The sequence below is a fragment of the Verrucomicrobiia bacterium genome, assembly GCA_019634635.1.
Taxonomy (GTDB): domain Bacteria; phylum Verrucomicrobiota; class Verrucomicrobiia; order Limisphaerales; family UBA9464; genus UBA9464.
The window spans coordinates 40,672-64,682 of sequence record JAHCBB010000029.1 but is presented as its reverse complement, the minus strand read 5'-3'; the positions used below and the strand labels follow the sequence as shown (position 1 = coordinate 64,682).

The 24,011-nt window shown below is 66.2% G+C and carries 20 protein-coding genes and 2 tRNA genes; 12 read left to right on the top strand and 10 right to left on the bottom strand.

Going from position 1 to position 24,011, the window contains the following annotated elements:
- Positions 1-325 precede the first annotated feature (325 nt).
- Together KF791_16465 and KF791_16460 are read left to right on the top strand one after the other, a co-directional pair.
- The gene (locus tag KF791_16465; GenBank protein MBX3734170.1) at positions 326-568 is read left to right on the top strand and encodes a hypothetical protein; all 243 of its coding nucleotides are present in this window, start codon (positions 326-328) and stop codon (positions 566-568) included.
- Positions 569-794: 226 nt separating this feature from the next.
- Complete coding sequence (locus tag KF791_16460) at positions 795-1,001, top strand: hypothetical protein (protein ID MBX3734169.1); 207 nt, start codon at positions 795-797, stop codon at positions 999-1,001.
- An 825-nt stretch (positions 1,002-1,826) separates the two neighbouring features.
- Here KF791_16460 and KF791_16455 read toward each other — a convergent pair.
- The 4 genes from KF791_16455 to KF791_16440 form a co-directional block, all read right to left on the bottom strand.
- The gene (locus KF791_16455) at positions 1,827-2,978 is read right to left on the bottom strand and encodes an ATP-binding protein (protein ID MBX3734168.1); all 1,152 of its coding nucleotides are present in this window, start codon (positions 2,976-2,978) and stop codon (positions 1,827-1,829) included.
- A 210-nt stretch (positions 2,979-3,188) separates the two neighbouring features.
- Positions 3,189-3,830 (bottom strand): hypothetical protein, encoded by a 642-nt coding sequence (locus tag KF791_16450; GenBank protein MBX3734167.1) that lies wholly within the window; start codon positions 3,828-3,830, stop codon positions 3,189-3,191.
- A 64-nt stretch (positions 3,831-3,894) separates the two neighbouring features.
- Positions 3,895-3,976 (bottom strand) — tRNA-Leu (locus tag KF791_16445).
- A gap of 37 nt (positions 3,977-4,013) precedes the next feature.
- Positions 4,014-4,090, bottom strand: a tRNA-Pro gene (locus KF791_16440).
- Positions 4,091-4,289: 199 nt separating this feature from the next.
- On the opposite strand from KF791_16440, the gene KF791_16435 reads away from it, so the two are divergent.
- The 7 genes from KF791_16435 (at position 4,290) to KF791_16405 (ending at position 14,767) form a co-directional block, all read left to right on the top strand.
- A complete protein-coding gene (locus tag KF791_16435) occupies positions 4,290-4,706 on the top strand; it encodes a hypothetical protein (GenBank protein MBX3734166.1) in 417 nt (138 codons plus the stop codon).
- Between the two features lie 73 nt (positions 4,707-4,779).
- Positions 4,780-5,205, top strand: coding sequence for a hypothetical protein (locus KF791_16430; GenBank protein ID MBX3734165.1), 426 nt, complete (start codon positions 4,780-4,782; stop codon positions 5,203-5,205).
- 158 nt (positions 5,206-5,363) lie between these two features.
- Complete coding sequence (locus tag KF791_16425) at positions 5,364-6,893, top strand: amino acid permease (protein MBX3734164.1); 1,530 nt, start codon at positions 5,364-5,366, stop codon at positions 6,891-6,893.
- A 114-nt stretch (positions 6,894-7,007) separates the two neighbouring features.
- On the top strand, positions 7,008-9,527 hold the full coding sequence (locus tag KF791_16420; protein MBX3734163.1) for a DUF1553 domain-containing protein: 2,520 nt from the start codon (positions 7,008-7,010) through the stop codon (positions 9,525-9,527).
- Between the two features lie 4 nt (positions 9,528-9,531).
- A complete protein-coding gene (locus KF791_16415; GenBank protein ID MBX3734162.1) occupies positions 9,532-10,986 on the top strand; it encodes a DUF1501 domain-containing protein in 1,455 nt (484 codons plus the stop codon).
- A 133-nt stretch (positions 10,987-11,119) separates the two neighbouring features.
- Positions 11,120-13,492, top strand: a complete 2,373-nt coding sequence (locus KF791_16410) for a PPC domain-containing protein (GenBank protein ID MBX3734161.1) — start codon at positions 11,120-11,122, stop codon at positions 13,490-13,492.
- Positions 13,493-14,767 carry a hypothetical protein gene (locus KF791_16405; GenBank protein MBX3734160.1) on the top strand — a complete coding sequence of 425 codons (1,275 nt, stop codon included), beginning with the start codon at positions 13,493-13,495 and terminating at the stop codon, positions 14,765-14,767.
- A gap of 72 nt (positions 14,768-14,839) precedes the next feature.
- Here the strand turns inward: KF791_16405 and KF791_16400 are convergent, their stop codons facing one another.
- Positions 14,840-15,187 carry a TraR/DksA C4-type zinc finger protein gene (locus KF791_16400; GenBank protein MBX3734159.1) on the bottom strand — a complete coding sequence of 116 codons (348 nt, stop codon included), beginning with the start codon at positions 15,185-15,187 and terminating at the stop codon, positions 14,840-14,842.
- A 45-nt stretch (positions 15,188-15,232) separates the two neighbouring features.
- Positions 15,233-15,559: a universal stress protein gene (locus KF791_16395; GenBank protein ID MBX3734158.1), complete on the bottom strand. Its 327-nt coding sequence runs from the start codon at positions 15,557-15,559 to the stop codon at positions 15,233-15,235.
- 267 nt (positions 15,560-15,826) lie between these two features.
- Here KF791_16395 and KF791_16390 point away from each other — a divergent pair, with 267 nt between their 5' ends.
- From KF791_16390 to KF791_16380, 3 genes are all read left to right on the top strand, one after another.
- Complete coding sequence (locus KF791_16390; protein ID MBX3734157.1) at positions 15,827-17,104, top strand: VCBS repeat-containing protein; 1,278 nt, start codon at positions 15,827-15,829, stop codon at positions 17,102-17,104.
- A gap of 154 nt (positions 17,105-17,258) precedes the next feature.
- Positions 17,259-17,975, top strand: coding sequence for a DUF4230 domain-containing protein (locus KF791_16385; GenBank protein ID MBX3734156.1), 717 nt, complete (start codon positions 17,259-17,261; stop codon positions 17,973-17,975).
- Between the two features lie 254 nt (positions 17,976-18,229).
- The gene (locus tag KF791_16380; GenBank protein ID MBX3734155.1) at positions 18,230-19,588 is read left to right on the top strand and encodes a beta-lactamase family protein; all 1,359 of its coding nucleotides are present in this window, start codon (positions 18,230-18,232) and stop codon (positions 19,586-19,588) included.
- A 39-nt stretch (positions 19,589-19,627) separates the two neighbouring features.
- Here KF791_16380 and KF791_16375 read toward each other — a convergent pair whose 3' ends face one another.
- From KF791_16375 to KF791_16360, 4 genes are all read right to left on the bottom strand, one after another.
- Positions 19,628-21,322 carry an ABC transporter ATP-binding protein gene (locus KF791_16375; protein MBX3734154.1) on the bottom strand — a complete coding sequence of 565 codons (1,695 nt, stop codon included), beginning with the start codon at positions 21,320-21,322 and terminating at the stop codon, positions 19,628-19,630.
- A gap of 31 nt (positions 21,323-21,353) precedes the next feature.
- Positions 21,354-22,409 (bottom strand): dipeptide epimerase, encoded by a 1,056-nt coding sequence (locus KF791_16370; GenBank protein ID MBX3734153.1) that lies wholly within the window; start codon positions 22,407-22,409, stop codon positions 21,354-21,356.
- 81 nt (positions 22,410-22,490) lie between these two features.
- Entirely contained in the window at positions 22,491-23,000 is a 510-nt protein-coding gene (locus KF791_16365; GenBank protein MBX3734152.1) for a histidine phosphatase family protein, read from the bottom strand.
- A gap of 70 nt (positions 23,001-23,070) precedes the next feature.
- Entirely contained in the window at positions 23,071-23,916 is an 846-nt protein-coding gene (locus KF791_16360) for a CHAD domain-containing protein (GenBank protein MBX3734151.1), read from the bottom strand.
- Positions 23,917-24,011: the final 95 nt, after the last annotated feature.

The following is a 24,011-nucleotide window of genomic DNA, read 5'->3' as shown; positions in this document are numbered from 1 at the left end:
TTAGCGGTGCCGGACGCACCGGGAATGATCCCTCGCCTGTTACCTCCGACGGCCTACGTTCCATTTGTGGAGTGGCCAGTCACGCTTCTCCGAATCCGGAGGTGACTCCTTCCCAACGAACATGGCCTCTCGCACGATGGGGCCGCTTTCGTGATCGAGCGGGCTTCGGGTTGTTGAGAAGCCAGGTAAGCCGGTCCATGAAACCTTCCAGCCCATCGGCACCTGTTCATCATTCTGGAGCGCCCTTCGCTACAGTGCCCGGAGAGCACTGGCGCCACTTTGCAAGGAGTGATCCGACGTCCAAACCAACAAACACACGCGATCCATGAAGAAGAAGACAGGAGGCCGGCCGGTTCTCCTGACGCGTCCTGCGGGCGAGCCGGGTGGACTGCAATTGGAGTCCAGCGACGGCACCCCATTCCTTCCATTGGTCAGCGAGGATCTGACTGTGGGGCGACCCGCGACCGGGCGGTTTGAGCTCTGGGAGGCCTCCCCGGAACGAATCGCGCCCCGGTTTTTTCCCGAGGTGTCCGGCGACCGCCAGTTCTTCCGGCTGGTCGGACCATGATTCCTGGCCCGGCCCCGCGATGTGAAGATTTCAGGGCCGAGTTTTCAGTGGGGGCTTCAGAAAGCTCGTCCCGAGGCGGGGTTGACTCTGGACAGCCGACGGGGGGCGCTCTTGCGTGGCGGTCATCCCACAGCGACCCGGCTCATGCGACACCTCGCCACGGGCTTCCTCCTCCTGCTGTACTCGGCAAATGCCTTCCAAGCCCAGAAGCAGAAAGTTCGCCTGCTTGCAACGACGGCGGACGCAGGCCGAGGCGCGTATTGGCGTTCTGAAGAACGGTTTTCTGGGACGTCCCCTGCGGGCCAAGGGCTATGCGCAGCGGGAATTGGCGCTGGCCTGGGGCGTCCTGACTCACAACCTGTGGATGCTGGCACGGCTGCGCGCCGCGGCGACCCGAGCCAAACCGCCGACGCCGTTGGCGCAGGCGGCCTGACAGGCAAACAGATCCGGAGGCGACAGCCGCCGGAGAAGATCTTCGACCCCTGGAAAGTTAAAGGGCGCGTCGGCAAATCGCTGCCAGACCGGCAGCCAGGCGGAGCCTTGGTCGGCCAGGCCGGTTCGGCAGCGGCCAACTCGCCATCTTTTTCCGGATCAAAGCCAAACTCCTTTCGGCAGATGGCCCGGAAGCTGGTCCATTCGCTGCCCGCCCAACGCTCCCGCCCTACCTTGGGCTGCCCGATCCAGCGCAGCAGCATCCGCACCGGGTCCTCGGCCACCAGACCTCGGAAATCCGCCGCCTCCAGCCGGCGTCCAGAAAGCGCTGGCACTTCCGCTTCCAGAACCTTGGCCAGACACTCCCGCAACGCCGATGTGGTCTCCGCGTCGCGCGCGAGATCCAGCCCCAGCCCGCCATCGGCGGACGCCAGGAATGCGCTGGGAGTCCAATCCTTGCCGTTCTTCTGGATCCAAAACTGACCCTCAAACTGCAGCGCAAAGAGATGCCGGGCCTCCTCCGGGCAATCGCTGGCAATCCGAAACGCCGCGCGGGGGACTCCGGGCAGGTAAAGCACCGTTGTTTCGCCGGCAGCCCCCGGTGCCGCGGGTAATTGGAATCGGAGGTAGGCCGCAGGACCTGAGCGCTTTCCGGGATCGTATGGGCCCAACACGTGCAGGCGATGCATCGCGGTGCACAGCAAACCCGCCACGGACTCCCAAAGCCGCTCTCCATCGGTCCAAAGGATCACACGGGGGCCCACGACATCATTCCGGTTGTGGTCGGCGGCGCGTGTCAGGGATTGGACCAGGGCGTCGAGAACGGTCATGCGGGAAATTGGTTGGGGACCAGATTTCGCAGAAACTCCTCGCCGGGGAGACACAGGATCCCGTCACGCAACAACCGGTCTCGTCCGCGATACAGAAGGATGCGGCGGCTCTCTGGATAGTCCTCGGCAAAGCGCTTCAGGCCCCGCAGGTCCTCCGGGCGAACCTGGGTGGTGTTCTTGACCTCCAGAGCGTAGAGGCCGCTGGGCCCGTAAAGGACGAAGTCCACCTCCACTTGGGATCGTGTCTGCCAGTAATGCAAATGGTGATCGCCGTCGGTGTACGCACACCAGGCCCGCAAGTGCTGCGCGACGAGGCCCTCGAAGGCGGCGCCTTCGGTCTCCGAGGGGAGGTCCAGGGGGCCGGCGGGTTGGTTCGCCCGGAAGACGCCCGCGTCGAAGAAGAAGAACTTGGGATGCGCCGCCAGTTCGCGTTGGGCGCGCCGGGTGAACACCGGCACCCGCCAGGCCAGCAGCAGGTCCTCCAGGATCTCCAGAAATCCCTCGACCGTCTTGCGGTTCACCTGACATTCCCGGGCCACATTGGCGAGGTTCAGTACACTGCCGTGGGAGAAGCTGATGGCCTCCAGGAATCGTGCGAAGTTGCCCACGTTTCGGACGAGCCCCTCCTGCTGAACCTCCTCCTTCAGGTACAGACCGTTGTAGGCGCGGAGCAGAGCCTCGGGTTCCTTGGCCCCGTGCACCACCGGAAGCATCCCCAGGCGCAGGGCTTCGGACAGCTTGAAGCGATCGCCCAGTTCCGCCGCCATGTAGGGGTGCAGGGATTGTTGGGCAGCGCGTCCTCCCAGCAGGTTGACCCCGGAGCGGCGCAGCTTTCGGGCACTGGACCCGGTGAGAATGAACTGCGTGCCGCGTCGCTCCTCGATCAGGCTGTGGGCCACTTCGAGCAGTTGGGGCAGCTTCTGCACCTCGTCCACCACCACCTGCTTCGCATCCGGCCGGGCGGCGATCAGTTCGCGCAGTCGCTCGGGGCGGGCTGATTGAGATCGGAGGGTTTCCGGGTCGAGAAGGTCAATGCGCAGGGCATTTGGAAAGGACGTTCGCGTCCACCACGTCTTCCCGGTACCCCGAGGCCCCAGCAGGAAGAAATGGTCCTGCGGCGCCTTCAGGAAACGCAGCACGGATTCCATAACGAGGCGCAAAATGGAGTTACGGCCTTAAAATTGCAAACCCCAAGTCGCCTCCGGAGAATTCCGGATGGGTCCGAGCCCATCCCAGAAATCGTTACAGTGTCGGTTCGAGAAGCGAGCTTCCCGGGTGGAGGTATTCGGGGAGGTCGCCCCGTCGGAAGGTGGCCGACAACCGTTGAAGCGAAATGTTCTGTTCGCGATGGAGACGCTTCAAACCGAGCTCCAACGTTTCGACAGCCCGCCGGGAGTACTCCGCCGCCCTCTCGTCCACCAATTGCAGTGCAGTGCAGCGTCGAAATTGCGGTGAGCCAACCGCTCCACGGGAATACCGAGATCTTGGGGCAGAAACTCACCCATGACATGGGCCAGCAAGACTCGGAATTCGGCCGGGGTGAACAGGGTGGTGTCGGCGGTCCGGGCTTTTTCCCGAATCATTCCCGGAGCGTCCATGAGTTCGTGGTTGCGCCGGAGGCATTTGGCGCGGACGCAGTGATCAAGGAAACTGGAGAGGGTGCCGCGGTGGTGATTGCGGCTCTTGGCGGCGGCGTCCGCGAAGTGGTCGGCAAGGTACCGGGTGAGCATCTCCGCCTTCAGGTCGCAGACGTCCACCGACAAGGCCATGCTGAAGCGCCGCAGGCGCAGGCTGTCCTGGTAGTGGAATCGCAGGCTGAGGTCGGGGCGCTCGCCAGGCCGGGCCCGTGTGCGGGGTTCTCGCAGGGCAAGGTGCTCCTCGACGGCCTTGATCCGACGTAGTGGGAGGCCCGGTAGCAGGCGTAGCGGACGGACCGGCCGCAGATGGTGACCGTCTGCTTTCGGTGCCGGATGCGAAGCGGGAACTTCACGGGAACGCACCCGGAATTTTGTGCGGATCCAGTGCGGGATCCAGGGGTTCCTTCAGTTTCCCCGGGAAATCGGGTGCGCACGGCAGGACTTGAACCTGCACGCCTTTCGGCACTACCACCTCAAAGTAGCGTGTCTGCCAATTCCACCACGTGCGCGAACCGGGGGCGAACGCCGTCACCTGCGGGCTTTAAGTGGTCGGGGCGGTGAGATTCGAACTCACGACCTCCTGTACCCGAAACAGGCGCGCTACCAGGCTACGCTACGCCCCGGCCCAAAAAGCGGGCGCAAATTGGGGATCGCGCGCTGCCTTGGCAAAGACTTTTTTGCGTTCTGCAACCTTTCGAGCACTGGAATCGTTGCGGGCGGCGACGAGCCAGCCCGGGCCAAAACCATGCGGCCGGAACCGCGCGGCCATTGACCGGGGCGCGCTGGCCGGGGTATCCCCAACGAACGAGTCCATCCGCGTCCATGCAGCCGCGCCGTCGCCCTTCGCCCGCCCTGGTCGCATCCCTTCTGGGATGTCTGCTTGCCGTCGGTTGCACATCCACCCGGCCGACCGAGGCAATGCTCACGGCCTCGGGCTTTCACGTCGTGCCGGCAACGTCCGCGGCGCAGGAAACCCGGCTGGCGGAGCTGCCGCCCGGGCAGATTTCCCAGGTGCCGCGGAATGGCACCAACGCCTATGTGTATCCGCTGCCGAAAAAGCAGTTGCTCTATGTGGGCGGCGAGGCCCAGTACGAGGAATTCCAGAAACGCCAGGCCGAGCAGAAGAAGGCCGAGGAGGCGATGGGGCGGGCCCGCCTGATGGCCGTGCCCACCTGGAGCGGCTGGGGCGCGTGGGACGGCCCCATCTTCAACCCGCCGACGCCGGCGATTCAGCCATAGGCGAATCGTCCGCAGGCGCATTGACCGGCACGTCCCCTTGGGGATACCTGTGGAGCACGGAACGCTTGTCCCCATGAAGAACCACTCACCCGGGCCGGCCACCCTCCTGATGACCGCCGTTGCCCTCGTCGCCGTCGTCGCCGCCGCGGGCTGCGCCTCCACCAAACAGACTGAAGACCTGCTGTCCGCAGCCGGATTCCGGATCCTCCAGGCGAGCACGCCGGCCCAGCAGGAGAAGCTCAAGGGTCTGCCCCCGGACAAGGTCTCCATGGTGCCACGCGATGGCACCAACTACTTCGTGTTCCCCGTGCCGAAGGAGCAGGTGCTCTATGTGGGTGAGGACGCCCAATACCAGGAATATCAGCGGCTTCGCCTGCAGCAGGAGCGCTCTCAGGAACAACTCACCGCGGCCCAACTGAACTCAATGCCCGTTTGGGACGGCTGGGGTGCGTGGGGGGCTCCCGTATACGTGGCGCCCCGCCCCTACATCCGCAGGTAGACCCCGGAGTTCGTCCCGGTTTGACTCCGGCCACCGGCGGGTTGCCCCAAAGGTTTCGCAATGCTGGATTCCCGCGTCCCTGCCTGATTCCTCGTGTGGGCGGCACGGCGCCCGATGCAAAAGCCCAACCGTCGGGACCCCTCTCCTCCCAGCGCATCATGTCGAAAAGGAAATCCGTTGGCGGCGTCACCTACACTGCAGCCGACAGTGGATACTTTGAGAAGCGGGGACTTCGCCGCTACGCGCGGGTCTGGTCCCTTTGGGCCCTGGGAGTGGGGGCGGTGATTTCAGGCCACTATTCCGGCTGGAATCTCGGACTCGGTGCCGGCTTTGGCGGCATGATGATCGCCCTGCTTCTCATCGCGGCCATGTACTGGGGCCTGATCTTCTGTCTCGCAGAGATGTCCCCCGCCCTGCCCCACACCGGCGGCGCCTACTCCTTCGCCCGGAGCGCCATGGGGCCCTGGGGCGGCATGATCACCGGCCTGGCCGAAAGCATTGAGTACCTCCTCACCCCCGCGGTGATTGTCTTCTTCATCAGCTCGTACATGTCGGCCATCTTCGGAACGTCCACCGTGTGGCTGCCGCTTTGGTGGGCCGGCTTCTACGCCGCGTTCCTGCTCCTCAACCTCCGGGGGGTCGAACTGTCGTTCCAGGTTTCCGTGGTCGTCACGCTCGCGGCGCTCGCGGTCCTGGCCGTCTACTGGGTCAGCGCCCTGCCCCACGCCGATCCTGCGCGCTGGGCGCTCAACATCGGGGTCGCACCAGACGGATCCCGCATGGAGCTTCCCGACGGCCACGGACCCTGGCTGCCCTTCGGACTGCGGGGCGCCCTCGGCGCGCTGCCCTTCGCCGTCTGGCTCTTCCTCGCCATCGAGCAGCTCCCCCTCGCCGCGGAGGAGGCCTTCGACCCGAAACGCGACATGCCCCGCGGACTCATCTATGGCATGGGCACGCTGATGTTCTCCGCCGTGATGACCACCGTGCTCAATGCCTCCGTCGGCTCCGCGGATGCCGGCGCCATGCGCGGAGCCTTTTCCCTCGCGAGTTCCGGGGAGCCGCTGCTGGACGGATTCCGGGTGCTGTACGGCAGCGGGCCTGCCCGGGTCCTGGCGCTCGTCGCCGTCATCGGCCTGGTCGCCAGCTTTCACACGATCATTTTTGCCTACGGACGCCAGATCTATTCGCTCTCCCGCGCCGGCTACTACCTGCGCTTCATGTCCCTGACCCACGGCCGGCACAAGGTGCCGCACATGGCCCTGTGCAGCGGTACGGGGATCGGCTTTGCCATCATGCTCGCGGTCTGGTTTCTCGCGGGGGCCGAGAAGGGCGCGGACGTCATCGGCGGCACCCTGCTCAACATGGCGGTCTTTGGCGCGATGATCTCCTATGCCATGCAGGGCCTCAGCTTCATCCTGCTCCGCTGGAAACGGCCCGACATCGAACGTCCGTACCGCAGCCCCCTCGGCATCCCCGGCGCCGTCCTCACGATCCTCATCGCCGCCCTGACCCTGTCGTTCCAGCTCCGGGATCCCGTCTACCGGCTGGGGGTCGCTGCCGCAGCGGTTTGGTACGCCCTGGGTCTCCTCTACTTCGCAATGATCGGACGTCACCAGCTCGTTCTTTCCCCGGAGGAGGAGTTCGCCCTATCCCGCGAATCCCTAAACGCTCCAAAGGAAGGGGCGTGAATCGCGAGCCGGAGGTCTCGTGGCCTGCCGCTGCGCGGTTGCACCTTCGCGGTCGAACCTTCTTGAGCCCCCAGCTCCGACTGACTAGCCTCACAGAGCGTTCCCCAGAATTTCATGAGTTGTCCCGGAGCCCAATGCGTCGTCCGAATCCTGGTGGCCGCCGGATGCCTCCGGCTCGCCGCGGTGACTCCGGCCCCGGACGTCGTACGCCCTCCCCAGCCGCCGCTTCCTGAAATCACCACGCTGCGCCTGGAACCCGCGTCGCTGACCCTGGGGGACGGCCGGGATGCCCGGACGGTGCTGGTGGTCGGCGAGCGGGCGGACGGCGGGGTGCTGGACCTGACCGGCATGGCGCGCTTCGCGCCGGATTCGGCGGCCGTGACGGTCTCCGAGGACGGTTTCATCTCCGGACACGTCGTCGGTGACGCCTCGGTCACGGTGTCCGCCGCCGGTCGAACGGTCCGCCTGCCGGTCGCTGTGAAGGGCACGAACCATCCCCCTGTGGGCTTTGTGCGCGACATTGAGCCGATCCTCAACCGGGCCGGCTGCAGCCAGGGGACGTGCCACGGATCCGCCGGCGGCAAGAACGGGTTCAAGCTGTCCCTGCGTGGCTACGACCCGCACTACGACTATCAGGCACTGGTCAACGATCTGAATGGGCGCCGCTTCAACCGCTCGGCCGTGGATGAGTCCCTGATGCTCCTGAAGCCCCTCGCCGACCTGCCCCATGAGGGCGGCCAGGTGCTCCGCCCCGGATCCCGCCAGCACGAACTCCTGCGTCAATGGATCTCCGAGGGCGCCCGGTTCGAGCCTCTCGATGTCCGCGCAACAGGCCTGACCATCCTGCCGGAAACGGTCGAACTGGACCTGCCCGGACGCGAGCAGCGGTTCCTCATCCTTGCCCAATATCCGGACGGCTCGACCCGCGACGTCACCCGGGAGGCCATCCTGTCGAGCAACAACGAGGAGGTGGCCCTGGTCCGTGGCCACACCCTGACCGCACTCCGGCGGGGGGAGATGGCCGTGCTGGTGCGCTACGAGGGGCTGTATGCGGCGCGCGAGGTGGTCGTGATGGGGGATCGAACCGGGTTCGATTTCGCACCGATGCCCGAACACAACTTCGTGGACCGCCTGGTCAACGCGAAGCTGGAACGGATGAAGATCAATCCTTCGGACCTGTGCACCGATGCCGAGTTCATCCGCCGTGTCTTTCTGGACCTCACCGGCCAGCCCCCGACGTCGGACCGGGTCCGTGCCTTTCTGGCCGACCTCTCGGAGACGCGCGCCAAGCGGGAGGCCCTGATCCAGGAACTCCTGGTGTCCCCGGACTACGCCGCCTACTGGGGCAACAAGTTTGCCGATCTCCTCCAGTGCAACTCGGAGAATCTTGGAAAGAAGGGCGTGTGGGTGTTCCGGGAGTGGATTGGACGCCAATTCGCCACCAACCGGCCGTACGACGCATTCGTCCGTGACCTGATCCTGGCCAAGGGGAGCACCTTCGAGAACCCCGCCGGGAACTACCTGCGGGCCCTTCGTGATCCCGACAAGATGACCGAGGACATCTCCCAGACCTTCCTCGGGGTGCGGTTCAACTGCAACAAGTGCCACGATCATCCCTTCGAACGCTGGACCCAGAACCAGTACTACGAGTTCGGCGCGTTCTTCTCCCAGGTTGCATTCAAGCGCGGAACGCTGGGGCGGGACGTCCTGATCCGCGGCAACGAGACCTACGCCTCGGAACAGGTCTCGGAGGACGTCGTTTACCACAATTACAACGGCGGCGAGGCGCGGCACCCAAGGACCGCCCAGGTGGTGCCGCCCCGGGTTCCCTACGGGACGACCCCTCCGGTGCCGTCGGGCGACGACCGCCGGATGGCGTTCGCCGCCTGGCTGACCTCGCCGGACAACCCCTATTTCGCGAAATCCACGGTGAACCGCTTCTGGAGTTACTGCTTCGGCCGCGGCATCATTGACCCGGTGGATGACATCCGCGCCGGCAACCCACCCAGCAATGCCGCGCTGCTCGACGCGCTGACCGAAACGTTCGTGGCCGGCGGCTTCGACGTCCGCAGACTGCTGCGCACCCTCTGCGAGTCGCGAACCTACCAGTTGAGCATCGTCCCCAACCGCTGGAACGAGGACGACGCGGTCAATTTTTCCCACGCCCTGCCCCGACGCCTCGGCGCCGAGCAACTGCTGGATGCCGTCGCCGTGGCGACGGGGTACCGCCCACCGTTCAAGGATCTGCCCGCGGGCCTCCGGGCCGTGGACCTTCCCGACGGCATGGTGCGCGGCAACGATTTTCTGGCGCTGTTCGGGCGTCCGAAACGACAGAGCGCCTGCGAATGCGAGCGTTCGTCCAACGTCACGCTTTCCCACGCCCTCAACCTGATCAATGGTCCGACCCTGGGCGAGTGTGTGACCAGCCCGCACAATCGTTTGAAGGCGCTCGTGGAGTCGGAGCCCGACGATCGCAAGGTGATCGAGGAGCTGTATCTCGGCTGCCTGAACCGCCCGCCCACCGAAGCGGAACTGGCCGCAATCCACCTCGGCGAGGGCCCGCAGCGCCTCGAAGCGGCACAGGATCTCACCTGGGCCCTGCTCAATACCCCTGCGTTTCTGTTCAACCGATGATCCCATGATCTCCATTCCCGGCGAATTCGGCGCCACCTGCGACGGCTTCAGCCGCCGCGAATTCCTCCGCCTGGGTGGGGCGGGTCTGGTGGGGGTGAGCCTGGCCGACCTGCTGCGCATCCAGGCCGGCCAATCCCCCGATGCCGGGCCGGCACCCGGTGCCCCAAAAAACGGCTGGGGCCGCGCCAAATCGGTGATCATCCTCTACCTTCAGGGCGGTCCCAGCCACATTGACATCTGGGATCCCAAACCGGATGCACCGTCCAATGTCCGCGGTGACTTCAAGCCGATCCGCACCAAGGTCCCCGGCATCCTGCTCAGCGAGGTCATGCCGCAGCTTGCCGGCCAGATGGACAAGGCCACGCTGATCCGGTCCATGAGTTACACGCCGGTCGGTCTGTTCAACCACACGGCCGCCATCTACCAAATCATGACCGGTTACACCCCGGACCGCGTGTCGCCGTCGGGACAACTTGAACCGCCCGCCCCCAACGACTTCCCGCACCTCGGCTCGCAGATCGCGCGCCTCCGTCCGCCCGAGGTGCCGATGCTGCCCTTCGTGATGCTGCCGCGTCCCCTCCAGGAATCCAACGTGATCGGCAAGGGCGGCACCGCCGGCTTCCTCGGAGCCGCATTCGACCCGTACTATTTCTACCAGGATCCCGCAAAGGAGATCAACCTGGCGGACCTGACACTGCGCCAGGAGGTCTCGCGCGAACGGCTGGGGCGCCGTGAGTCGCTGCTCAAGACGGTGAATGAGGCGATGCCGGAGATGGAGCAGGCCGTCGCCAGGTACGCGCTCGACAGCTACTACCAAAAGGCGTTCGACCTGGTGAGCAGCGGACGCGCCCGCGACGCGTTTGACCTGGCCCGGGAACCCGATGCCTTGCGCGACCGGTATGGACGCCACACGTTCGGTCAGGGCTGCCTGCTGGCGCGTCGCCTGATCGAGGCCGGCACCCGGGTGGTGCAAATGAACTGGCCTGCGGTGGCGAACGGCGACCCGACGGTGGATGCGTGGGACACCCATGCGGCGAACTTCGGGCCCCTGCGCAATCTCCACTGTCCGAAGCTGGACTCGGGGTTGAGCGCGCTGATCGAGGACATGGATCAGCGCGGTCTCCTTGAGGAGACGCTGGTGGTGGCGCTGGGAGAGTTCGGCCGCAGTCCGCGCCTGGGCGTGAGCACGAGCGGCAACACCAACTCGCCCGACGGACGCGACCACTGGCCCTACTGCTATACCGCCTTCATCGCCGGCGCCGGCGTGAGCCGGGGGGCCCTGTATGGGAAGTCGGATGCCACCGCCAGCAGTCCGGCGGAGAACCCGGTCCACCCCACCCAGATTGTGGCCACCATTTATCACGCCCTGGGCATTGATCCCCACACCATGGTGATGAACCACCTCAACCAGCCCCGTGAACTTGTCCAGGCCGAAGCGGTCCTTGGGTTGTTCAGCTGACCGGGGTTTGCGGACAACCGTGGCCCGCCAGCCTTCCTCCATTGGCATGCGCGGGAGCACAGGCCCGGAATGCGAACCGGAAATGCCGTCACCTCCCGTCCCGGACCCTGAGTCGGGCGTGTGCCGGAACGGAATGCAGCGTACGATCTGGAACACCGCATTGTGGTTGCTGGTCCCCATGGGACTTCTGGCTCCGGCACAGGTGCACGCGCAACCGGTCCCCCAGCTGGGTTCAACTCCAGTCACCTGGTTTCAACGAGGCACCACCCTTGAAGTCACCCTGCCTGGGGAGGCGCTCGCCCCAGTGGATTTGGTCCTCCTGACGGGCAGCGGCATGTCGGGACTCCTGGTCCCCCGCCCCGAGTCGCCGCTGACGCTGGAAAGCTCGGCCGGGGGATTGTCGGCAGCGCCCGAGGCTTCGAAATCGCTCACGGTGCGGCTCACGGTAGACCCGGATGCCCCCCTAGGTGTCCGGGAACTCCGGGTCGCCAGCCCGGACGGTGTCTCCAACCCGCTGACCCTCGAGGTCAGTGACCTGCCCGAACTGCTGGAATACGCCGCGGCCGCCTCGGTGATTTCCCTGCCGGCCGGGATCTCCGGGGTGATCGGGGCCAACACCGAGGTGGACACCTTTCGATTCCGCGCGAACAGGGGCGACCCGGTCGTTCTCGACGTTCAGGCCAACCGGTTCGGCTCGCCGCTTGATCCCACCCTCGTCGTTCTTGATGCCGACGGAAAGGAACTGGCGCGCAGCGAGGACGTTCACGGACTCGACCCCTTCCTGGTGTTTCTTCCGCCGGCGGATGGGGAATATCGGATCCGGATCTCCGACCTGCGCTTTCAAGGCGGGGGCGACTACCGGTATCGCCTGGTCGCCGGCGCCCTGCCCTACCTGGAATCCCTGTTTCCGTTTGGCGGGCGGCGCGGATCCACCGTTGAACTTGAGCTCGACGGGCACCTCCTTGAGGAATCGCAGCGCATGGTCCTCGACATCGCGGCAGACGCCCCGACAGGGCGCCAGGAAATCCGTGCCCGAACCCCACGGGGCCGGTCCAATCCGCTGCCATTCGAGACCACCGATCTTCCCGAATTCCGCGAAACCGAACCCAACAATTCCAAGGACAAGGCAGGCGCCCTCCCCGCGCCAGGCGTTGTCAACGGAAAGATCGGGACCGCGGGCGACGTGGACTTCTTCCGGATCACCAGTGCCGCGGACCAGAACCTGGCGATCGAAGTCCACGCACACCGGTTTGGCTCCGCTCTGGACGCCCTGCTGACCCTGATGGACGACCAGGGAACCGTGCTCCAGCGCAACGATGACGCCGGCACTCCGGATGCCCGGCTGGAATTCGAGGCCCGCAAGGGAACCGCCTATCTGGTGTCGGTGCAGGATCTCACCGACCGCGGAGGTCCCCGATTTGGATACCGGCTGACGGTCCAACCGCCGGACCGCACACCGGACTTCGCAGTCCGCGCGCCCGCGGGACGATTCCGCATCCCGCGGGGTGGGCACCTTGCGATCCGTTGCGAGGTGGAGCGCCGGCACGGGTTTGACGGGATGGTGCGCATCCAGGGCGCGGGGCTCCCGCCGGGGGTCAGTTCGGGTCCCCTGGTCCTGGGCACTGGCACGAAATTCGGCTGGCTGATCCTGTCCGCCGACGAGGAGACCCCCTTGGGGCACGCGCCGCTGCGCCTCACGGCCTCCGGCGAACAAGGGGGGCGCGCCCTGGTTCACGACGTGAGTTTTCCCGAGGCCGCATGGCTCACCGTGTTGCCGGCGGTTTCGTTCTCCATTGCGGTCGCACCGCCCGCCATCGGCGCGGAGCAGAACGGGGCCGCGGAACTGGAGGTCAGCGTCTCGCGCCGCGATGGATTTGACGGGGCGATCCGGATTGTCGCCGAGGAGCTGCCTGGAGTGAGCGTGCCTGCGGTGGTCATCCCCGGCGACCAGTCCCGCGTCCGCGTCGCCGTGCGTCCCGCCTACAATTCGGAGACCGGGATCCGTCCGGTGATGTTGCGAGGCGAAACCGGCGAGGGCGCCGGGATGCGGCTCAGTGCCGCGCCGGCAGCCGTTCCCCTGAACACCAGCGGCATCCCGATGTTCCTCACCGCCATGCTGCCGGGGTCCCCCTTCTTCCGCACCGATCCCTTCCGGCTGTCTGCCGTCGCACTGCCCACCAACAGCGCCTCCGCCGCCAGCCGCACGGAGTTTGTCGTCAAGGTGGACCGCCGGGGCCTGCCGGGGGAGATCGCGCTGTCCCTGGACGATCTCCCGGACGGCGTGCTGGCCACGGTCGCTCCGATCCCGGCCGACAAGAACGAGGTGACCATCCGATTGCAGGTGACGGATGCCGCCGAAACCGGCCGGGAAACTCCGTTTACCGTCACCGGCTCCGCAACCCACAATGACCGGATCTGGCGCCAGAAGACCCAGCCAATCACCCTGGTCATTGCCGCGCCGGAGCCGGAAACAGCCGCCATTGCTCCGGCCCGGGACCAGCGGTAGATGGAATCCAAAACCCGACGCCATTGGATCCGGGGAACCGGACTGCTGCTGATGGGTCTGGCGGCCATCGCGGCGTGGGTGCTGTGGCCCCGGACGGCACCGCCGGTGGACGAGCGCCTGTTGAAACCCCGAATGCCCTCCGGATCCACCAATGGCAATGCGGTGTTCCTGCTGGAACGGGCAACGGCGCTCTTCTGCTCAACGAACGAACTCAACCAGATTGTCAGAAATCGGAACGATGACGCGCCACCGGATCGCGAGTCGGCACAAAGGCTCCTCGACGCAGAAGCGGAAGCCCTTGGGTTGATTCGCGAGGCATTCCGACAACCCCAGTGCGAACTCACCCGGGCACCGGAGTGGACCACCAACGATCTGGTGGTGCCCAACTGGGGCGCACTGGCGAGGCTCGCCAGCCTGGAAGCGGAGCTCTGGGCCGCAGACGGCGCGTCTGCGCCCGCCTGGAACCGGGCCGGCGATCTGGTCGCCCTCGGACACCGGTTGGAAGATTCCGGCGGCGACTGGTTCACTTATCTCGCGGCGTGCAGCACAAAACGGACGGGGCTTCGATTGATGCGGCGACTGGCGGCCCGCGGGGAAGTGTCCGCGGACCAACTCCAGCGACGCATTCTGCAACTCGAATCGTTCCCCTCGAATGGTGCCGGCCTGACCAATGCGGTCGCCTGGATGTTTCGACACGGGATCCTGGATCTGAGCAATACCATTACCATGGCCGGCGTCGCCTTCCCGGTTCCCGGAGGAAGCACACTGGCCCTCTCTCCGCCTCGACTGCTTTATGACCCCAATCGCACCCGGCGCCGGATGGCACAACAGCATCTCGACCTTCTGGCAGCCCTGGCGACGCCAGGCGAGGAGACGATTGACGATGCGGATTCACGCGGTGCACGGACTTCACCCTTTCTCCTCCTGATCCAGGGAAACGCTGTCGGGACAATCCTGGCCGACATGGCAGCGAGTTCAGGACAGTCTCTTTTCCGAACAGCGCGACGCGAAAACAATGAGGTCGCGGCGACGCGACTTCTCCTGGCGCTGAGGGCCTACCAGGAGGCCGAAGGCCACCTGCCCGAGGCCCTTGAGCGGCTCGTCCCCACATACCTCGACCGGCTGCCTCGCGACGCGTTTGACGGCGAGCCCCTGCGCTACTCGCGCGAGCGACGCTGCATCTGGTCGGTCGGCCCCAACCGGGTGGATGATGGCGGCATTGCGCGCAACGCCGCGAAAGAAATCCTGGATGACGTGTTTGAACTGGGATGGTAGCCGCCACGACACGACGAAACGCGTCAGAAGGGCGTCCTCCTGAACACTGCTCCGGACGGACGGGAATCCGAATCAAGGCCGCCTGGACGATCCGGCGCACGGAACGCAAACCACTGCGTCAGGCTGAACTTCGAGACGTTCGACCGCGATCGGCCCGCGGCACCGGCGGCATTGCCCGTAGGTGCCATTGCGAATGGCCTGCAGGGCATTGCGGACCCGCTGAAGCGCCTGCTGCTGCCGGGACTTCAATCCGAGGGCCATCTGCTGGGACTGGATCGCGTCCATTCGCGACAGGCGACCGATGGACGTGTCGAGCGTGACGGTTGCCGTGGAATCCGACCGGGCCTCCAGCGACGCACACAGCTGAGCCTCCCTGTCCTCCAGTTGTCTCCGAAACTGATCGAGCACTTCCCAGTCCATCGCGAACGAGCGTAGGTCAGACAAGTCCTCCCATCCACCGGGCACCTATCGGAACATCAGGATGGGAATGTCACAGGTCCGCACCATGTTCGTGGTCGTGCTGCCGAGGAGGAACGTCCGAATGGGGGAATGCCCGTAGGCCCCCATGACCATCAACTGGATGCCCTCGCGACCGATGACGTCGGCGAGGACCGCTTCCGGCGGGCCGGCGATCGCATGGGTGACGACGGGATATCCCACCTGCCGCAGCCGCGCGGCGGCCTCCTCAAGGTACCACTTCGCGGTGTCATCCACCTGCCCTGCCCGGAGGAGATGACAGCGCACCCCCTGGAGCAACGGATTCCGCATCACAAACTCCAGCGCGCGGATCACGCTGGGGCACGCCCACCACCCCGGGGTGCCAGTTCAACGCCAGGCGTACTGGGTTTGTTGGTGGCGGGAATGGGGCGAAACCCAGGGTGCCCGACAGCGCAAGGGGCCGATTCGCGGTGGTCCAGCGCAATTCACGAAGTCCAAGGCCGCCACCGACCCGCTTGCATCCGCGGGAAATCGGGCGCTTGATGCCCAAGGTTCCCGTTCCCGCCGTTTATGATCACCGGTTTCGGTTCTCCAATCCGTTCTGCACGAATCCTCGCGTGGATGATCGTCCTCAGCATGACCGCTCTCGGCGCGGACCGGACGCTCCACAGCTTCCAACGGCAAACCTTGAGCGACCAGTTCTGGTGCGAGGGGGCGAATGTCGCGGATTTCAACCGCGACGGCGTGATGGACATCGTCTCCGGTCCCTGGTGGTACGAGGGACCCGGCTTCACCAACCGCCACGAGATCTACCCTCCAGAAGCCAGCTTCGAGCTGGCCCTTGGGCCGCTGACCCGCGTGACCGTGCCGGGGTTCGAAGGGGCTCTCGGGGTCAACAACACCTATTCGGACAATTTTTTCGCCTTCCCTTACGATTTCAACCGGGACGGCTGGATGGATGTATTGGTCGTGGGGTTTCCCGGCAAGGAGACCGTCTGGTACGAGAACCCAAAATCATCCGGCCGCCACTGGCCGCGCCACGTGGTCTTCCACCAGACCGACAATGAATCCCCGACCTTCGCCGACCTCACCGGGGATGGGCAGCCCGAACTGGTTTGCATCACCGGGGGTGCCTACGGGTACGCCACCTGGGATCCGGCGGATCCTCAGAAGCCCTGGGCCTGGCACCGGATCACCCCGGTGAAGAATTACGGAAACTTCACCCACGGAATGGGAATCGGGGACGTCAATGGCGACGGACGTCTGGACTTGTTGGAGAAGGATGGCTGGTGGGAACAGCCTGCATCGCTTGCCGGGGATCCGGAGTGGACGTTTCACCCCGGACCGTTCGGGCTCGGCGGTTCGCAGATGCACGCCTACGACGTGAATGGCGACGGACTCAATGACATCATCACCGCCCTGACGGCACACGCCTACGGACTCGCCTGGTTTGAGCAGTACCGGGAGGGCGGCGACATCAAGTTCCGCGAACACATCCTGATGAACAAGGAACCCGCGGAGAACCGGTACGGCGTCAAATTTTCCGAGCTGCACGCCGTGGAACTCGTGGACATGGATGGCGACGGCTTGAAGGACATTGTCACCGGCAAGCGGTTTTGGTCCCACGGCCGCATGGGCGATCCCGATCGAAACCAGGCTGCCGTCAGCTACTGGTTCCGCCTGGTGCGCGGTCCGGGGGGCACCGTGGACTTCGTGCCCTACCTGATGGATGACCAGTCCGGAGTGGGCACCCAACTGGTGGTGGCCGATGTGGATGGCAATGGCCACCCCGACCTCGTGGTGGGCAACAAAAAGGGCACGTTCGTGTTGTTCCACGAGGCCCGGACGGTGTCCGAGGCGGAGTGGACCGCGGCCCAGCCACGACCGATCGCACGGTAGGCGCGACATCCACGGGCCATGAATTGTCGGGCCCTTTGGCGAACCCATTGGCCCGGCCCTGCCCTCGATTGCCCGACCTCCGATGGCGGTACATGGCGGATGCATCCGCCTTGACCGATCGGCGAGCCCCGGCTTTCTAGGCAAGGGCAACGGCATGCGCTCCCTATTCGAAACCGGGTTGGTCCCCGCGATGCTCACCGTGTTGCTTGCGGCTGTGGGGCTTGGGTTGTGGGCGGTGTGGCGGATCGTGAACGAGGCCGGACGCGCCGGGGCCGCGGTGGCGAAGGCATCCGGCGATGCGGCCGGTGCCGTCGCCGAGGGACTGGCCCGGGTCTTGCGCGACTCCTTCAATCTACAGCCGCATGTGACCGTTGCCGGGGAAACGCGCATTGAAGCGCCGCGATCCGCCAGGGAACTGGTCCTGATCAAGCAGACGATGGAGCGGCGCCACCGATGGACCCATCAGCGCCTGTGGAGCACCAAGCGGCTGGACGTCGGGGCGCTGTTCACCGTGAGCGTGGGCTTCGACCTTGGCCAGGCGATTGACATCGAGGTGAACCGCGGCGGACGCCAGGCGCGTGCCACGCTGCCACGGCCCCGAATTTTGTCCGTGAACCTCGACACGCTGCATCCCGCCCGCGAGCTGGACGGCTGGTGGAATCGCATCACGCCCGAGGATCGGGCCCAGGTACACGCGCACCTGCAGCGGCTGGTCGAAGACGACGCCCGGGCGGCAGGCCTCCTGGAGATGGCAGAGCAGGAACTTCGAAACGTGCTGTCCGCCGAAATGCACCGGCAGGGCGGCCAGATCGAATTTCGCAGTATTGCGGATCCAGCCTCCGGCAGTCCGACCAGTACTCCCGGCTTGTGACGCCACTCGTTGACCGTTCGCCGGAACATCCGGCGCTCCGGCGGCAATCCGGTTCCCTTCGCTCCCGCACGGCAAAATAGATGTCACCCACACCCCAACCGGGATCCTCCGCGAACCATCGTTGAACGAGGTTCGCGGAAACCGCTTCCAAGCGCGCACCACGGTCGGCAAAGCCACCGGTAAGGCAGCGGTTCGGGGCCGCGACAGCCGCATATCGGTCTGGAGTTTCTGTGGGGTCCCGGTAGCGTTCCACCGTGCAACCACCCCGATTTCGTCCGTCGGCCCGGAGTCGTCAGCTCTGCGGCTCAGCCGCCGCGATCCTTCTGCTGGCACTGGCTTCCGTACGGGGCCAGAACCTCGAAATTCGTGAAGCCTTGGAACTGCTGCTGCCCACGACCCCGGGAACAGTCCACGCACTGGAGCGTTCCGACGACCTCGCAGGGTGGATGCCGATCGAGTCGGGCATCCTGGGCGAGGGCCGGCCGGTGCGGCGATTTCTCCCGGCACCACCGGAAGGGTCCGCCTACTACCGCATGACCTCGGAGTCTCCGGACGACCTGACGCCGATGCTCGAGCCCATCCGCACCCGGACTCGCGTTCCGGCACTCGGAGCCATATTGGTCGTGTCCAATCGCGTCGTGGCGATGGGTGCGGTCGGCCTGCGTCGGCATGGCTCCAGCGTGGAAGTGACGATCACCGACAAGTGGCATCATGGTTCGATCACGAAATCCATGACCGCCACGGCCGCCGCGGTCCTTGTGGAGCGGGGCCAGCTGCAGTGGTCGGCCACCATGGGCGAACTCCTGGGGCCCTTGCTGCCCTCCATGGATGACGCATGGAGACCTGTGACCCTCGACCAGTTGTTGCGACACCGGGGCGGCGCCCCCACATCGGCCCAGATCGCAGGAGTCTGGGCGACCCTTTGGAACCACACGGGAAGTCCCCGGCAGCAACGCCTGACCTGGTTGGAACTGATCGCCTCGCGACCGCCGCCCAATCCCCCGGGCGGCGACTACCAGTACTCCAACGCCGGATACGTCTTTGCCGGCATGATGCTCGAGCAGGTCACCGGAAAATCGTGGGAGGAATCCATGGTGGAGCTGGTCTTCCGGCCGCTGCAGATGGATTCGGCCGGATTTGGCGTTCCGGCGACGCCCCGGTTTCTGGATCAACCTTGGGGACACCAATGGAACAGTGGCGTACCGCGCCCCGTCCCTCCGGGAAACGACTCGGACAATCCGGCGGGAATGGGACCGGCTGGCACGGTGCACTGCACCCTTCTCGATCTCGCCAGGTACGGCACGTTCCACGCGCGCGAAGGACGCGGAGACGCCAGCCCGTTGATCTCACCGGGCAATTTTTCCCGCCTCCATGAGGCGCTTTCGGGTGAGACCTATGCCTTCGGGTGGTCCACGGGGACGCGCCCCTGGGCCGGAGGTCGTGTCATCAGCCATTCGGGATCCAATGTGCAATGGTACACCAGCGTCTGGATCGCCCCGCTGAAGCAGGCGGTGCTGATCGCCGTCACCAACATCGGGGACAACACGGGGACCGTGGCGAGGGACACCACCAATGACGTCATCACCGCACTGATCAACAGCTACCTCCGCTGACACGGGGTGCCGGGGGCCACCGGGGTTGCTGCCACCCTTTCAGACGGACTTCAGCTGTCCGTCGTGCAGGTGCAGGATCCGGTGGCCGAGCCGGAACGCCGCCGGGCGGTGGGTGACGAGCAGGACGGTGCGGCCGCGCACCAGCATCGCCAGACCATCCAGGACCGCCGCCTCACTGGCTTCATCCAGGGCGCTGGTCGGCTCGTCCAGAAGCAGGACCGGGGCATCCTTCAGGAATGCGCGCGCGAGTCCGATCCGCTGCTGTTCGCCGACGCTCAACCGGGCCGCGCCCTCGCCGACGACCGTGTCGTAGCCCAGCGGCAGCCGCCGTATGAAACCGTCGGCGTCCGCAGCGCGTGCCGCCGCCTCCACGGCCTCGCGCGAAGCCCCGTCACGACCCAGGGCGATGTTCTCCGCAAGCGTTCCCGGCAGAAGCCGGGACTCCTGAAGGACCATCGTGATCCGGCGCCGGAGCCCCTCCACCGGATACGCGATCAGGTCCTGCCCGTTGAGCCGGATCCTCCCGGAATCCGGATCAAAAAATCGGGGCAGCAAATGCAGCAACGTGGATTTCCCGGAACCGCTCGGGCCCGTCAGCACGATCACTTCACCCGGCTCGATCCGGCACACAAGGTCGTGCAACACCGGCTGGCCCGGGACATGGGCGAACGACACGTGCTCGAACTCGATGGCCGGTGCGGTGTCCGGCAACGCCGCGGGGCCGAAGGCACCGTCGGCGGCCCGCGGAGCCCCCGGATTCGACTCCAGCAACTCCAGCACGCGCACGGTACCGGCCCGGGCCTGGCTGACCGTCGAACCGACATGCGACAGCTGGCTCAACGGCTCGTAGAGCTGGAAGAGGTAGGCCACGAAGACCAGCAATTCCCCGACGGTGAGGCGCCCGGCTTCGACACGGCCGGACCCTGCCCAGACAATCGCCCCCGTTCCCGTCGCCAGCACCAGGGCCACGAGCGCGAGATAGGCCACTTCAAGCCGGTGTTGCCGCCACCGGTTTTGGAAGGCCCCCTCAACACGCTCCGCGAACCGTGAGGTCTCAAAAGCCTCACGGGTGAACCCCTGGATGAGGGGCAGCAGCGCCACCCCCTGCTCCACGGCACCGGCCACCTGGGCATCCGCCGATTGCGCCGCCCCGGCCCGCTCGCCGAGTTGGGGGCCAAAGCCCCGCATGACAGCCATCAGCACCGGGATCGTGGCCAGGGCCACCAAGGTCAGGCGGCCGTCCAATTGCGCCATCACCAGCGTCATCGCCACCACCGAAAGGGTCGCCCCAGCCGCGGTGAACACCCCCTGGGTGAGCAGGGTTTGAAACGCGTAGGAGTCCCAAGTGGCCCGATAGATGAGATCCCCCGCCCGTGAACCCTGCAGGCGCCTGAGGGAAAGGCGGAGCAGCCAGGCAAATACGGCCTGGCGCACCCGGGCCAGCCCGCGCAGGCCGGTGACAATGACCACCCCCTGCTGCCACGCTCCCACCAGCGCATGGGCGCCGTGGATCAGAACCAGGGCGCCTGACAGGACGGCGATGAAAGCCGGTGTGGAACCCGTCCACATCGCGGCAACGCCAGCGTCCGCCCCGCTCAACCGGTCCACAATCCACGCCAGCGGCCACGGCTTGAGCAGCGCGAGCCCGGTGCTGGCCAACAGCAGCGCAAGGGCTCCGAGGATGTGCCGGCGATCATCCCGGAAGAACTTGAGGGCCTGAAGATAGGTGCGCATGGCCGGAGGCGGGGCAGTACGGACGCGAAGTTCAGCGCACCGCGACCCGCAGCCCGGTGGTGCCCGGGGCGCCGTGGAAGGTCATCCGGCCGTCCACGCATTCGACACCCCGGTAGGGGTCGTTGGTGATCAGGAGATTGCCATCGAGATCCAGATAATCGGTGAGGTCCGCCAGATGTGCGGCCGCGGTGATCAGCACGGAACTTTCGATCATGCACCCCAGCATGGTCTTCAATCCAAGGCGCCGCGCGGCCTGCAGCGCCTCAAGGGCGCCGGTGACGCCGCCGGTCTTCACGAGCTTGACGTTGACCCCGTGGAACCGCTCCGCACACGCCTCGGCGTCGCGCGCCGACTGGTACGATTCATCCCCCATCAGCGGGAGCGGGGACCGCTCCTTCAGCCACAGGGCATCGGCCCTCGGCGTGGTGGCAGGCATGGGCTGCTCAACAAATTCCACCCGGCCCGCGGCCGCCAGCCACTCAAGGTTCCGCAGCGCCTCATCGGAACGCCGCCACGCCTGGTTTGCGTCCACGCGAATCCATTTCCCCGGTGCCGCGGCGCGGACGGCGCCGAAATTCTCCCGATCGCGGGGACTGCCCAGCTTGACCTTGAGCACGGGCATGAGCACGGCCTCGGATGCCTTCGCCGCCATCCGTTCCGGGGTGTCCAGGCCGATGGTGAACGAAACCACGTGCCGCCCTTCGGTGAATCCAATGCCAAGCAAATCTCCCACCGACCTTCCCACGCCGCGCGCCGCGCCATCCAGCAGCGCAAGGTTCAGCGCACACTTTGCGGGAAACGCACCGGGCGCGACCGCGTCGAGATAATCCATGCTGCCCCGGACGTCGTCGAACGACAGCCGGTCCGGGTCCACCCTGCGGAGGAACGCCGCCACCGTCTCGTGGGACTCGCCATATTGGCCGGACGGGGATGCCTCGCCGAGGCCCTGCCGCCCATCCCGACCCGTCAGGGTGACGAACACCACGGGATAGGTCCATCGGCCCCGAGCAACCCCTGCGGGAGGATCGGCCGCGATCGCCCAGGGATGACGCAACGCGAGATCGAACCTCCAAGACCTCAATTCCATCCGGCCCCAACGGGATCAGGGGCCGGCAGATTTGTCCAACCCGCCGGATCACGCACCCCTCCATTCCCGGGTCGAATTCCCCTAACCGCCCCCGATGGCCATCAGCTGCCGCGGCGTCAACAACCACTCGAGGCGGGCGCAGCGCGCGGACGCCACATGGTCCAGCTTCAGCTTGCACAGCCCGCATTTCTTGAAGGTGAGCCGCAGGCGGGGCCCACCGGTGAGCCACAACGAGACGAGATGGCCAAGGTCAGGCTCATGCCCCACCAGCAGCACCGCCCCCAGGGCCTTCGAATCCTTCCGCAGTCGCGCCGCCACCGCCCGGGGATTGCCGCCGATCCACAGCGCTTCGAGGTCCTCCAGAACGGGTCGTGGCCGCAGCGCTGCAACCACCGCCTCGGCGGTTGCCCGGGCCCGGGGAGCCGGAGATGTGAGGACGATCTCCAGCCCGGGATCCATTCGTGCCATCGCGCGACCAATCCCACGGGCCCTGTCACGCCCCTCGGCACTCAGCTCGCGCCAGCGATCTCCGGTGCGGTCCGGGGGTGGCGACGCCTCGGCCTGGGCATGACGCAACAGGTACACATCCATGGCCGGGATGCTGTCCGCTTTGCTTCACCCGGGCAATGCGCCGTCCCGCCCTCGACCGGTTGATTCCCGATCATCCGGAGCCGCCGGCATCCGGGGTCACCGCGGGAAGCAGGGTCCGCCGCCGGCGAAGCACCCGCCGGATCCGGGCGTCACGACGTCGTTCAAGCCAGCGCTGGAGGGGGGCAAGCTGCCGCGCATCGTCCGGATGCGACTCGACCCTCGCGAGGACCAACGCCCGACAGACGTCCGCATCCTGGATTTCCCCCAGCACCGCCTGCAGGTCTCGAAGTCGTCTCGCCGCGGCAGCGGGCGCCCTGGGATCTGCGGTCCATGCCAGTTCCAGACCGTACCGCAGGTGTTTCACGGCAATTCGCAGACCATGGAGCGTTTCAGGTCTTGCGGCGCGGGCGGCTTGGAGCCGGTGGCGGGCTTCCCGTTCCAATCCGGCCAGCCATCGCGCCAGATCCCGCACCAGCCGGGCGTCGGACTCCGGTACCACCGGCGTTGCTCCAACGGGGGTCGCTCCGGCAGCCTCAAGGATCAGCCGACCTATGCGGGACGGATGGAGCCCGCGGCATCGCGCGTGGACGCGCCGCGCACGCTCCGGTTGCTCGCGACGGAGCTCCCGTCGAAGGATGCGTGCCGCAGGCTTCAGTGCGGAGGGCACGGTGGCGAGCAACTGGCGCTGCACATGCAGGTCCCGCAGTCGGGCGAGGGATCGGAGCATGCGCTTGACGCGACGACGCGCCTCGGAGGCCCGGGACCCGGCGCCCAGGATCTCGAGGAGCTCGCACCAGACGACCAGCCGGCGGGAGACCACTCTCAGGCGGTGGATGGACGCGGCATCGCCCCGACGCCGGCTGTGCCGCACCTGGCGCCGGAACTCCTTGAGTGCGGACTCCAGGGAGGTCCGCATGGCGGCACCCCGGGATGTTGGCAGCGGCCTCACTTTGAGGCTCAAGGAGGCAGTTCTGCGATCCGGGCGCAAGGCAATGAAACCGGAGCGCCGGA

Bases quoted from the DNA above. Each gene is read 5' to 3' on its own strand.
- KF791_16465 (MBX3734170.1), top strand. From the start codon at position 326: ATGAAGAAGAAGACAGGAGGCCGGCCGGTTCTCCTGACGCGTCCTGCG.
- KF791_16455 (MBX3734168.1), bottom strand. From the start codon at position 2,978: ATGGAATCCGTGCTGCGTTTCCTGAAGGCGCCGCAGGACCATTTCTTC.
- KF791_16435 (MBX3734166.1), top strand. From the start codon at position 4,290: ATGCAGCCGCGCCGTCGCCCTTCGCCCGCCCTGGTCGCATCCCTTCTG.
- KF791_16430 (MBX3734165.1), top strand. From the start codon at position 4,780: ATGAAGAACCACTCACCCGGGCCGGCCACCCTCCTGATGACCGCCGTT.
- KF791_16425 (MBX3734164.1), top strand. From the start codon at position 5,364: ATGTCGAAAAGGAAATCCGTTGGCGGCGTCACCTACACTGCAGCCGAC.
- KF791_16420 (MBX3734163.1), top strand. From the start codon at position 7,008: ATGAGTTGTCCCGGAGCCCAATGCGTCGTCCGAATCCTGGTGGCCGCC.
- KF791_16415 (MBX3734162.1), top strand. From the start codon at position 9,532: ATGATCTCCATTCCCGGCGAATTCGGCGCCACCTGCGACGGCTTCAGC.
- KF791_16410 (MBX3734161.1), top strand. From the start codon at position 11,120: ATGCAGCGTACGATCTGGAACACCGCATTGTGGTTGCTGGTCCCCATG.
- KF791_16405 (MBX3734160.1), top strand. From the start codon at position 13,493: ATGGAATCCAAAACCCGACGCCATTGGATCCGGGGAACCGGACTGCTG.
- KF791_16400 (MBX3734159.1), bottom strand. From the start codon at position 15,187: ATGGACTGGGAAGTGCTCGATCAGTTTCGGAGACAACTGGAGGACAGG.
- KF791_16390 (MBX3734157.1), top strand. From the start codon at position 15,827: ATGATCGTCCTCAGCATGACCGCTCTCGGCGCGGACCGGACGCTCCAC.
- KF791_16385 (MBX3734156.1), top strand. From the start codon at position 17,259: ATGCGCTCCCTATTCGAAACCGGGTTGGTCCCCGCGATGCTCACCGTG.
- KF791_16375 (MBX3734154.1), bottom strand. From the start codon at position 21,322: ATGCGCACCTATCTTCAGGCCCTCAAGTTCTTCCGGGATGATCGCCGG.
- KF791_16370 (MBX3734153.1), bottom strand. From the start codon at position 22,409: ATGGAATTGAGGTCTTGGAGGTTCGATCTCGCGTTGCGTCATCCCTGG.
- KF791_16365 (MBX3734152.1), bottom strand. From the start codon at position 23,000: ATGGATGTGTACCTGTTGCGTCATGCCCAGGCCGAGGCGTCGCCACCC.
- KF791_16360 (MBX3734151.1), bottom strand. From the start codon at position 23,916: ATGCGGACCTCCCTGGAGTCCGCACTCAAGGAGTTCCGGCGCCAGGTG.